The sequence below is a fragment of the Deltaproteobacteria bacterium genome, from assembly GCA_029860075.1.
Classification (GTDB): Bacteria; Desulfobacterota; JADFVX01; order JADFVX01; family JADFVX01; genus JAOUBX01.
Window position 1 is genome coordinate 22,562 of the sequence record JAOUBX010000048.1, and the last position, 10,628, is coordinate 33,189.

The window sequence follows — 10,628 nt, forward strand, 5'->3', positions numbered from 1 at the left end:
GTTCCCGCAATATAACAAGAATGTCAGCGATAGTAAATGAATAAGCGTTATCAGTGTCGGCAGTATAGACAAAGGAAAGGTGTCTCTGATAAAATGCACCCCTTATTTATTAAAGAGAAGGAGAAAAATAGCATGCCCCAAACATCACTTCACCATGACAACCTGCAAGAATACTACGGCAAGGTGCTTCAGCACCAGGACGACTTGAAAACAGGCGCCTGCTGTACGGAAGAGGCCATTCCCGATGAGATGAAAAGGCTCATTAATAATATTGATGATGAAATTATTGCCCGTTTTTACGGCTGCGGGTCACCCATACCGGCTGAACTGGAAGGGCGGGTCGTTCTTGACCTTGGCTGCGGAACGGGCAGGGATGCTTACATATTATCTCAGCTTGTCGGTAAAGAGGGCTTTGTTATCGGTGTCGATATTACTGACGAGCAACTGGCCGTAGCACGCAAACACTGTGACGGGCAGATGAGGCGCTTTGGTTATGACAAGCCCAATGTGGAATTTAAGAAAGGTTTTATCGAAGATCTTCAATCTCTCGGCATTAAAGATAATTCTGTCGATGTGGTTATTTCAAACTGCGTTATCAATCTGTCCCCTGATAAAAAGTCGGTATTTTCAGAGATTTTTAGAGTACTCAAGCCGGGGGGCGAACTTTACTTTTCAGACGTCTTTGCAGGGAGAAGGATTCCGGAAGAACTGATCGACGACCAGGTACTGCACGGCGAATGCCTTTCAGGGGCCATGTATATTGAAGATTTCAGGCGCATGCTGAGAGAAACAGGCTGTGCCGATTACCGGACTGTTTCCAGCAGGAGGATCGGCATCGATGATCCCCGGGTTTATGAGAAGATCGGCATGATCGATTTCTATTCCATCACCGTAAGGGCTTTCAAACTGGAAGGGATGGAAGATATCTGTGAAGATTACGGACAGACGGCAACCTATCTGGGCACCATTCCCGGCTATCCTCATTTTTATGAACTCGATGACCACCACAAATTTATTACAGGCAAGCCCATGCTTGTTTGCGGTAATACGGCAGGCATGGTAGGGGACTCAAGGCTGGGCAAGCATTTCAGGGTGACGGGAAACCGCTCCGTTCATTATGGCCCTTTCGAGTGCGCGCCGGCCCCTGCTGCTGCAACGGAAGAGGGTGATTCTTCACCGGCAGTATCTTGTTGTTAACAGCTTGAGGGAATCCTTGACAAATAAAGGAAAATAGCTATTATAGACACTTTGCCGGAGTGGTGAAACTGGTAGACGCACTGGACTCAAAATCCAGCGGGGGCAACTCCATGTCGGTTCGATTCCGACCTCCGGCACCAATCATAAACCCCTGAAATCATTAATGATATGTGGTTTCAGATTTTTTTGTTTCGGTCACCGTTTCAGTTGAAATTTCCCCGATTGTGCTAAAATTGTGATAAAAGTGATTTTGAACTTTCCTTGCAGCGAGCCTCAAATCCTTTTCGTTGACAATGTTGTACCTGTCAAAAACGCTTCTCCTTTTGTGACCTGATATCATCATTGCAACTCTTTCAGGAACTCCGGCTCTTATCATATTTCTTACTGCTGTTCTTCTAAAATCATGGGGCACTTTGCCCTCAAGCCAATTGCAATCCAGTTCAGCCACTTAATCTCCCAACCCATCAACACCCCACGCCTTTGCCTTCCACTACTAAAACCTCTTCCCCTCTATATGCTAACCCAATCTCTTTTTCTGGATGCTACCTAAAACCTACTTCACAGCCTCTTTAAGTCCCTTCCCTGCCTTAAACTTCGGAGCTTTACTTGCTTTTATTTGAATAGCTTCGCCTGTCTGAGGGTTCCTGCCGGTTCTTGCTGCTCTGTTAGAGATAGAGAATGTCCCAAAGCCTACAAGAGAAACGCTGTTTCCATTTGAGAGCGCACCTGATATCTCATTTGTTACAGTCTTTAGTGCTTCACCTGCCTCTTTTTTTGTAATCCCTGCATCCTCTGCTATTTTTGCTACGAGTTCATCTTTTGTCATGTATCGGCTCCTATTTATAATTATTAAAATACTATGTGTAGTGTTTTTTATGTCAAGAATAAGTTATTCCTGTTCCTTGATTTCATTTAGAAGCTTTTGAAGGTTTTTATCTTTTCGAACTTTCTTTGCCAATTTTTTTATTTTGTCAATCTCGCTTTTTGTTGCGGCTTGTAACAGGTCAAGGATATCTAGCTCGTCCTTTCTTCCTCCGGCCAGGAGTTTCATTGCTACAAGGTAGGGCAGAGGGAATAAAGGCACAGGGAGTTTATCGATCGGTTTTACTTCGTTTATCCCTTCCAATTCCCACTTGTAGCGCAGGAGCAATATGTCTATTCGGGGATAGTCGCCTTTTGAATCATCAATTACTACCAAGTCGTGTTTTAGCGGGTCTGTTGGGTCTTTGGTAGCTTCGATAAAGCGAAGCTTGAATCTGTCTGGGAGGTATTCTTTTAGGAAGTTAAAAAATGAGGAGCCGGGGTATTCTGCTGTTGAGTGGAAAAAGAGATCTACGTCAAGTGTTGTTCTTTCAGCTCCAAAGAAGATGGCGGCATATCCGCCGATTAATGCAAGGGACGCTTTGTTTTTCGTCTGTTTTTCATAAGCTGTGACGGCGTTTTTTATTACGTTTAAGGTATCGGTTATAGATGTCACTCTCGCTTACCCCTTCCTCAGCAGCCTTAATCGAGATTATCTCATGAAGTGCTCGCTCCATTTTTAACATCCTCTCTATCGGGTCAAGCTGGAGAAAGGCTGCTCGCTGCTCTCCTTTTAGCTCTTTTATCACATTGGAAGCCATAAACTAATCCTTTCTTGAAATACTATGGAACGCATGGTGGCTTGTCAAGAGAAATCGATTTTAATCTACTACTCTTCCAAAGTTATCATAAATGCGGTCAATCTCTTCCAGGGCGTAGGCTGCTACGGCTTTTTGGTCTGATATGGATGATACATCGGTTGGTTCCAGGTCACCAAAGATCATGATGTTTTCATTATTGAGGCGATTTGTAGGCCCGGTATAATTAAAGCTGCCTGCAATCACTACCTGCTCGTCTATCACCATGAGCTTATTGTTGTGCTTGCCAACCTTTGGAGAAGAACCAAAGAAAATAATTGTAGAGGTTTATGGACTAAACCTTTTTACCTTAAAAAAGTATATTAGTTCTGTTTTTTTCAAAAAAAGCAAAAAAAGCCGAAAAAAAGTGTGAAAAAAAGCAAAAAAAGCCGAGTAATTTATTTTTCAATAAGTTATTGTTTAGATACATTGAACAAAAAAAATCATCCGCAAAGAAGGAATTAAAGAATAAAAGATTCAACCACAAAGGTCACGAAGGAGCACGAAGAAGAAATTAAGAGATTAAAGGTTTTAAGAATTTAAACTTCGTGTTCCTTCGTGTACTTGGTGGTTAAAAAGATTTTAAATAAAAAGGAGAAGAGAAATATGTCATCCTTACTACTGTCACTTCGCAAGTCCGGGCTTATTGCCGCAATCTTCTCATTTTTTCTCATCTTTCACTGTTCGCCTATTTTGGCTGCATCCAATGCAGGCCTTGAAGCCGACCTGCAGGAAAGCCTGCGGACGATTCAGAAATTAACGGACAAGGCCCTTGCAAAGATTCAATCAGGAAGTGATGCCGGGGTGGAAATCGGTGAGATCAAGGGCTATTCGGATATTCTCATGGCGTCGGACTTGCTTTTAAAAGAGCGCTTTGTAAAAGGGGCTGAAAAGGCGAATGCCCTTGGCGTTAAAGCGGGAGCAAGGCACAATGCCGTACTGGATAAATACCGCCGCAGCATGGGTGAAGTCATTCGCCTTGTAAATAGCCTGTCCGATGCGGGCAGTATGTCCGCTTCGGGCAATGATCAGCAAGGCACACTGACGCAGTTAAAAGCCCTTTTGAAACAACTGCTGCCCAAAAAGCGCCGCCCCATTCACGGTGCGCTTCCCTACCGCCATCTTAACCTTCCCGCCCTTTTGCCCGTAAGCAATATTAATGTTACTCCCGCCTACAGGGGGGGAAGTGCGGGTTCTCTGCCTGAAGACCTGGCAGCAAGTGAAGAGGCGCCAATCAGCAAAGAAATGACTGATCTCGCCGCCTCACTCAACTGGAATCCCGTCGAGATTTATGAATATGTAAAAAACAACATTCATTCTGAATGGTACTACGGCTGCATGAAAGGGGCCCAAGTGACGGCCCGCCAGAAAAGCGGCAACGACTGCGATCAGGCTGCGCTTTTGGTAGCCCTCCTTCGGGCCTCGGGATTTCCCAGCCGTTATGTGACGGGAACTATCGAGTTTTTCGGCGGCATGGAACAGGCCAAAAACCTGACCGGCATTGATGAACCCATGAATATTGCCCGCTTCCTGCAAAAAGCAGGTATTCCCTACGAGCCGGTCATTGCAGGTGGTAAGATGGTTAATTTCCGCTTCTCCCATGTCTGGGTGGATAGCTACATTCCCTATTCCAATTACCGCGGCGCCGTCATCGACGGCCACGGCAAGACCTGGCTCGGCCTCGATACCTTCATCAAACCAGCAGGCTACATTAAAAATGGCGCGTCCCATATCGATGGGTTCGTCAATATTTCTTCTGTGCGTGATAATTATCTTTCCGGTCTGAACACAAACAGCCCTCTGGAATATCTGACGGCCTATATCAACAGTGAACTTGAGGCGGCCAATGTGGGGCTTACCTATGATGACTTTCTTCATAAGCGGACCCTCAGGCCGGAAATACTTAATATCATCCCCTCGGGGCTCCAGTTCAAACAGATTGCTGTTACCGGTGAATCTGCAAAACTTCCCGATGCGCTGAAACAGAAGGTAAGGTTTACTGCAAAGGCGGGCGCCGGTGAAAATATTCTTGACTTGACCCTTGATACGATCAAAGTGGCAGGAAAGCGCATTGCTCTTACCTACGAGCCCGAAACCATCGACGACCAGGAGATCATCAATGCCTGGGGCGGCCTCGACAACACGCCCTCCTACCTGGTGCGACTCAGGCCCGTTCTCACTATCGACGGTGAACGCATGGCTGTTGCCACAGGCGGTCTCGCCATGGGCAGTGATTATGAAGTGACTGTCGAGTTGCACGGTGCCGGTTCAAATGTAGTGGAAAAAATTACCAACACCCATATTGCAGGCAATTTGTCGGTTATAGGGATAGGAACCAGGTCGATCACGAAGGTGCACAAAGAAAAAAGCGCCGAAATTCTGCTTTTTGAAGAAGCCAAAAACTACACCAACCGCTGGTCCGAAGCGGAAGAAGAACTCGCTTCCCTTCTAAACCTCGCTATCGCCAGACCGCTACCTTCCGTCGTCACCCTCGGCGGCGCCATTGATGTGGCTTATCTCTTTGATACACCCCACGGTTTCGAATGGACAGGTGTCTTTATGGATGCCGATTTCCGTGCCATCGAAGTAATACCATCACTTCCCCCCTTAGAAAAAGGGGGGGCAGGGGGGATTTCAAATGAAAAACAATTCATGCGCCTTGCCGCTTTAGAGGGCTCCATTCTTGAAAATAAAATTTTCGAAGACGACTTCCAGGTCGATTCCATATCGACGGCAAAATTATTCCAGCATGCAACTAAAGTCATTACTATTGACAGCAGCAACATAGATACCACCCTCCCCACCCTCCCCTATGACGACTACATCAAAGAAGAGATCACCAACGCCGTCAATCAGCAATTCGAAATCCGCATTCCCCATTCCGAAATCAGTTACATGGATTGGCTCGGCACGGGCTGGCTAAAGGAAAATGTTGAAACCGGAGAGTCGGGCTGGATGCTTACCGGATTGATCGCCGGGGGGATGACGGCGGTTGATAAAAGTAAGTGGATTATGGAGGATATTTTAAACAGTCTAAGTTTGCCTTATACTTCAGGTGTAAATGATGATCCAACATCAGTTGTAAAACTGGTCAGGATGAATGTCGCCATGGCTGACTATCAGAAAGGAAAAGTTAATGAGACGCTGCCAAATGCTTTAATGGTCATGGCGCGTGATGCCAACGGGAAAGTGGTTCCCAATGTTCCCGTTACTTTTCGGCTAAAGGAAGGCGGCGGGACGATTCAGGGAATCGAGAAATCCGGTGAAAATATTGGTGAAGCCGGAAACACTGTGGTAATAAATACCGGCCCTGACGGCATTGCCAGGGTAAAGCTGACGCTCGGAGCGCATACTGAGGATTCTCCTTACTACATCGAAGCTTCTCCCCACTGGCAGATGGCCGGTTTTAATACGGTTTCCGTATCATCAGGCGAACTGTTTACCGATAAACCCTTCGAAGCATACGCTTTACCCGGCGACGCCGTCAAGCTTATAAAGCTTCATGGTGATAATGAAACCGGATATCCGGGTATTTATTCGGGGACGCTTTTAGTCAAAGCGGCTGATGCTTTAGACAATCCCATAGCCAACAAGATAGTGACTTTCAGTGTTATCTCGTCAAAATTCCGGGGTACAGCGCCGTCGGAAGATACAGCGGTTGAAAGTGCGAAGCTCTTTGCCAAACCGGAAGACTGTCCCGGTGTGGCAACATTCGATTGCGTGAATGCGGCTTCGACGATAACCTATGTCTCGGACAGTTCCGGGAAGGCTTATGCCTATGTCATCCTCGGTAATACGGAGAATACGCAATATAAAATAAAGGGGTCGGCCTTCAGGGATGAAAACGGTGAGGAAACGGCTAATTCCATCACACCGGTGGCAGACTTTTCACATAGTACGCTGACGCTTAAAGGTGATAATCAGGCTATGGCCGAACCAAAGCTGATTATTGCCAGTACCTTCAGTTCAGATATCCACGGAAATACCATAAATGCCGGATTGCCGGAATCGACATTGAGCAAGCCTATTACTGCTACCCTGAACTACATCATGGAAGATTATGAAGTAGCGGGGACTACAGGCAGTTACTATCTGAAGGGTAACGGTATTTTTACGACCTTGGCTGTTGATTATGGTAAGGTAGATTTTACGCCTCTTTTCGGTAATGGCAGTGTTAATCCAGCAACAGTGGAGAACGGCGCAGACGGCAAGTATTCGACCATTCCAACTCTGGGGCCGGAGCCAGCCTTGAATTTTATTAAAGCAGCTGCAACAGTAATAGTGCCCGAGCCCTATATTCATGAGGTGACGGGCGATATCTTGATAAGAGAGAAAGAAATTAGGGGAAATGCCTATTTCAACATCTGGGGAGCAAAGCCTGTACTGGAGCCTATCTATGTATTTATCAATGACGAGGGATACCCTATTAAAGATACTCTTGTCGCCTATACTGTTGAACCGCCTACGGAAACAGAAGAGAGTATTTATACACCACGGGATATTACACTTGAGGTTTATGAAAATGATACTGACGGCGCTAAAATCATGATGGGGATTATTGAACCCAATCCAAAAAAAGAATTTGTCATTAGCCAGGGGGGAATGAAGTTCAGACAGGGGTATAGTTATTCAGCCAAACTTGTATTCAATTACGGGACGGAAAATGAACTGAAGAGCGAAGTCATAGATATTTATTTGTTGCGAGGGGCCTTAGTGTTGCAGATTGGTAAGAATCCCAAAACTCAGAGCCGTCGTATAGATATTAACTACTACATCAATTATGATCTTTCAAATATTAAGAAGATTAACCTGCTAGTTAAGAACCCTAACGAGAGTGACTTGTTGGGTAATCCTAAAGTTGTCTATGCAACAAACAGCATAACAAATGATCTGCTGACAACAAACAGAGGTCAAAACAAGTTTGCATGGGATGGGAAGGGTTCTGACGGTAATCTGACTGAGCCTTGGGAATATACACTTGAGATGGCAGTGGAGACTGTAGATGGTAAGGAGTTTAATTTTAAAGATACGCTATCCAGGATAACGTTACCCATAGCGCGTATTGACAATGGCCGTATTAAGACAGCCTTTGATCAACAATTCTCTACAACATATACATCAACAGCTACGAACAATAGTTACGGCAGTTTCCAGGATGGCGACAATTATTTTGCACCGGCGCCTGTAAAAGGGTTTTACGCTGAAATTAAGGGCAACAAACAGGATATATTTGTTCCCGGTGAAAATAAAAATGATGATTCAGCCTTTCTCTTCTACGATTTGAAAGGATACTCCAAGGTTACTGTGCAGAGTCCGGCAGTGCAGTCGCTACAACGGATGGTGAACCTTGCTCTTAGCGTGCAGGGAGACCTGGATGCCGTAGCGCGTTATGACCAGTCTAAAACGGAAGCCAACAAGGTAAATCCCTATTATCCATTCATGTCTATTGACGGATGGTATGGCAGTGATACGGTTAAGAAGCTAATAGCCTTTAAAAAGGCGTTTATGAAGGACGAGGCCTCTATGCAAAAAGAAATTGATTTACTAAATAAATACGCTAACCTAAATTATAAGACATCGGCACAGTCTATAGACTATACTAGCCTTGGTAATTTAGCTGGTATGGACACGTTAAAAAAGGCATTTGAAAAGAGTAAGGAATATGACAATATGCCTTTCTACAACGAGGCAAACCTTGCTGATCAGACAACGGTCTACGGACTTGTTACGGAATATGCCAAGGCACACAATCCCACAAGCTTGACGGATGAGCAGTTTGTAGCTTTTGTAAAGGCCATTGCAATGCAGGAGTCTAACTTCTATCATGCAACGGCAAAGGGCTACATTAACAGTTCTAATGTTGAGAAATTTACATGGGCGAAAGGTATTTATCAGATAATTAGGAGTACGTGGCTTGATGAGACGTGGACGTTTGCCGATGGAGGTATTCCTGCACAAGGAAAAACAGATCTCATGCGTTACAAGGAAACTCTTAATATTAAAGGTGGTATATCGTATATTCGAAAACAATACTTGGATTTTGAAGCTGAATATCCAACATGGAACCTTAGTTCAACGCAAAAAATGAAAATGGCAGCGGCATATTATAGTAGGGGACAAGGAACCATAGATGGATTAATTAAATTAAAATGTTCTGAAAATGGTGAACTTTCTGCATCGAAATTTGATTCAGAATACAACAATAATATTGAAGAACTTCTGGAAGAAGTTTTAAATGAAACTATTAGTTCACTCAATCAGAATCCTGGTAACTGTAATCTCATAAAACAGGCTAATAAAATAGGTGAAGGGTTAGATTATGTTAAGTCATTATTTAATACTCAAGTTGTTGGTCAAACGGAGGTAGGTTGGTATGGTTTCTTCAAAGACAGTAATAATGAAGATGAATATTTTAAAAATATTAACTTTTTAAATGTGCCAGACTTTAGATCACGTGATTATAAATGGAGGTTTTGTGAACAATGAGATATATAATAATCTTAATGGCTTTGTTTGTTTTTAATTTTTATAATAATGTTACTAACGCATTTGAATTGGAAGAAGTAATTCCAAAAAAAAGTATTTTCTGTCCACATGGATCAGCAGATCTGGATGGTGATGGAACTGATGAATTAGTTAGGTTTAGCTATCAAAAAGTAAAAGGGAAATTGTTTTATTTGGATAAAAGGGTAGATATTTACAAATACAATAAAAAAAGAAATGAAATTGAACATGTTTGGAGGAGTCAGGATCTTAGTGCAGAAGGTGGTGATGGGTTTGACGGTAAAATACGTTTTGGAGATATGAATGGAAATGGGAGACAAGAGATAATTTTATTTGGTTATAGATGGAATGATGATGAGGAAAGCCGTGGATATCCTTACGAAGGAAATATATATGTATTTGAATGGAATGGGACAAAATACAGACAAATTACTATGACAAAAGAGATGCTTACTTATAAGAAGAAAATAGTCGTGACAAATTTAGGTGTAGATCAGAAAGATTCAATTTTGATCAATCAGAGGAATAAATTGTATGCAATAAATTTGGAAGGGAATAGTTTAGTTAGTGAGCTTATTTCTGATCGTCAATTGGAAGGATCGACACGTGTAGATTATGCGGTTGCAGATTTCGATGGTGATGGTCAAAAAGAGATAGTATTTGAGGATAGGAATAAAAAAAATGATACTCATGAATTGAAGATGGTTAAATATGATAAGGGAGTTAAAGAATTTAAGATTTTATATGAAGAGCCAACGCCTAAAACACAGGAGGGGTATATTGAGATTAATGATGTATTAGAAACAGAGGATGGTTCAAGGGTTGTCTTAATGAATTATGATAAGCAAAAGAGATATATCAAAATTGGTCCAGATTTGAAGAAGGAGTCAAAGGGAGGCAGAAAGATTGTAATGAAAAAGATGGGTGTTGATAGTGCTGTCATTAAGAAAAAATCTGTAAAATATTCTGGATTAAAGTTGCTTGATGCGCGGAAAAACCTTTTTGCCGATATAGACGGGGATGGCAAAGATGAGGTCGTAAGTTGTCTTAAGAAGGGCGGTGTGGCTGTTTACAGGATCAAGGGGAATGGAAAAAACAAATAAAGAGAATATGTCCTGTTTCCCCACCTGAGAATGACGACGGGTGCTCATGTTTCTGATTCACCCTTCTATCTCTATGATTATGACACCAGGGTGGGTAGCATGGTGGGTCTCAATGTGGTTGATGTTCTGACTGCGACTGATCTTGCGGGGCTTATAAAGACGGACA

6 protein-coding genes, 1 tRNA gene and 1 pseudogene are annotated in these 10,628 nt (G+C 43.3%); 4 read left to right on the forward strand and 4 right to left on the reverse strand.

The window, feature by feature from the left end; genetic code table 11:
* The first annotated feature begins 132 nt into the window (after positions 1-132).
* A complete protein-coding gene (locus OEV42_13985) occupies positions 133-1,197 on the forward strand; it encodes a methyltransferase domain-containing protein (GenBank protein MDH3975387.1) in 1,065 nt (354 codons plus the stop codon).
* Positions 1,198-1,250: 53 nt separating this feature from the next.
* A tRNA-Leu gene (locus OEV42_13990) sits at positions 1,251-1,337 on the forward strand.
* 20 nt (positions 1,338-1,357) lie between these two features.
* On the opposite strand, the pseudogene OEV42_13995 reads toward OEV42_13990, so the two are convergent.
* The 4 genes and pseudogenes from OEV42_13995 to OEV42_14010 all read right to left on the reverse strand — a co-directional run bounded on the left by OEV42_13995 (position 1,358) and on the right by OEV42_14010 (position 3,083).
* A pseudogene (locus OEV42_13995) lies at positions 1,358-1,612 on the reverse strand (tyrosine-type recombinase/integrase).
* A gap of 138 nt (positions 1,613-1,750) precedes the next feature.
* Positions 1,751-2,041, reverse strand: coding sequence for an HU family DNA-binding protein (locus OEV42_14000; GenBank protein ID MDH3975388.1), 291 nt, complete (start codon positions 2,039-2,041; stop codon positions 1,751-1,753).
* A 45-nt stretch (positions 2,042-2,086) separates the two neighbouring features.
* Positions 2,087-2,674 (reverse strand): hypothetical protein, encoded by a 588-nt coding sequence (locus tag OEV42_14005; GenBank protein MDH3975389.1) that lies wholly within the window; start codon positions 2,672-2,674, stop codon positions 2,087-2,089.
* A 205-nt stretch (positions 2,675-2,879) separates the two neighbouring features.
* Positions 2,880-3,083, reverse strand: coding sequence for a hypothetical protein (locus tag OEV42_14010; GenBank protein ID MDH3975390.1), 204 nt, complete (start codon positions 3,081-3,083; stop codon positions 2,880-2,882).
* A gap of 378 nt (positions 3,084-3,461) precedes the next feature.
* On the opposite strand from OEV42_14010, the gene OEV42_14015 reads away from it, so the two are divergent.
* On the forward strand, positions 3,462-9,341 hold the full coding sequence (locus OEV42_14015; protein ID MDH3975391.1) for a hypothetical protein: 5,880 nt from the start codon (positions 3,462-3,464) through the stop codon (positions 9,339-9,341).
* Positions 9,338-10,462: a hypothetical protein gene (locus tag OEV42_14020; protein ID MDH3975392.1), complete on the forward strand. Its 1,125-nt coding sequence runs from the start codon at positions 9,338-9,340 to the stop codon at positions 10,460-10,462. The genes OEV42_14015 and OEV42_14020 overlap by 4 nt, the downstream gene beginning before the upstream one ends.
* Positions 10,463-10,628: the final 166 nt, after the last annotated feature.